Genomic DNA, 967 nt, shown 5'->3' with positions numbered 1-967 from the left:
GTGGTGACGTCGGCGCGGCGCACGATGGTGATCAGCGCCTCGACCAGGGACAGCCGCCGTGCGCGGATGGTCTCTGCCAGCCGGGTCCGCTCGGTGCCGATCGCGCCGTCGAGTTCGGCCCGCAGCGGGCCGGCGTCGAGCGGGTTGAGGCTGTGCAAACCTCGACCGATTCGGAAGACGGTGCCGCCGAGGGCGGCGACCAGCGGGGTGTATTCGCCCTTGACGTCGCCCGGCACGACCGCGCGCATCCCGAAGCCGACGAGGCCGGTGAGCATCCGTTTGGTGATCGAGGATTTGCCGATGCCGGGTTGTCCCTGCACCCACACTCCGGTGTTGGAAACCAGGCCGGTCCGCAGCCAGTGGGCGGGGTCGAGTCCGATGGGTTCGGCCGTGTGCAGGTGACGGCCCAGGGGGACGCCACGGACGTCGGCGCCGGCGGACACGGCGAACGGGAACAACCCGCACAGCTGGCTGGTGGTGCCGGCGAACGCCGTGCCTGCCTCGACGTGGGCGGCGCGGCCTCCGCCACGCAGGGCCCAGCCCCAGGCGCGGGGCACGGTGTCGGTGCTCATCAGCGCCCTCGGCGGTGGGCGAGGAGCTCGGCCGGGTCGATGCCGATGCCGAGGGCGGCCGCGAACCCGGCGGCCTGTGATCCTCGCAGCCGGCGGAGCCGCAGCTTCGCCTGTCCGCCGCGTTGCTCGACGTCGGCGGTCGCAGCGTCGAGGTCGTCGTCGTGCTGGACGGTCGTGGTGACGTAGGCGGTGATGCGTCCGACGCCGGCGCCTTCGGCTTCCTCACGGGCGGACTGCACGGCGCGGTCGCGGTCGTCGCGTTCGCGCTGGGTCTCGTCGCGACGGGTGCGGGTCGCCCAGGCCCGGCGGATCTGGCCGCCGGTGACTTCGGCCTCGACCTTCGCGGCTGCCTGATCGGCGGGGTAGGGCTGGTAGAGCCAGGTGACGCGGCGTGG

General features: G+C 73.4%; 1 protein-coding gene and 1 pseudogene. Both read right to left on the bottom strand.

Annotated features, from left to right (window positions below; genetic code table 11):
- Positions 1–572, bottom strand: a pseudogene (locus CFP66_RS46865) (hypothetical protein); the annotation flags it as partial.
- The coding region (locus CFP66_RS48375; RefSeq protein ID WP_369805300.1) for an SCO6880 family protein at positions 572–967 on the bottom strand (396 nt) is incomplete at its 5' end. The pseudogene CFP66_RS46865 and the gene CFP66_RS48375, both read right to left, overlap by 1 nt.

It is taken from the genome of Pseudonocardia sp. MH-G8, from assembly GCF_002262885.1.
Lineage (GTDB): Bacteria > Actinomycetota > Actinomycetes > Mycobacteriales > Pseudonocardiaceae > Pseudonocardia.
Note: the sequence above shows the minus strand (reverse complement) of the source record. Positions and strands in the feature narration are given on the sequence as shown.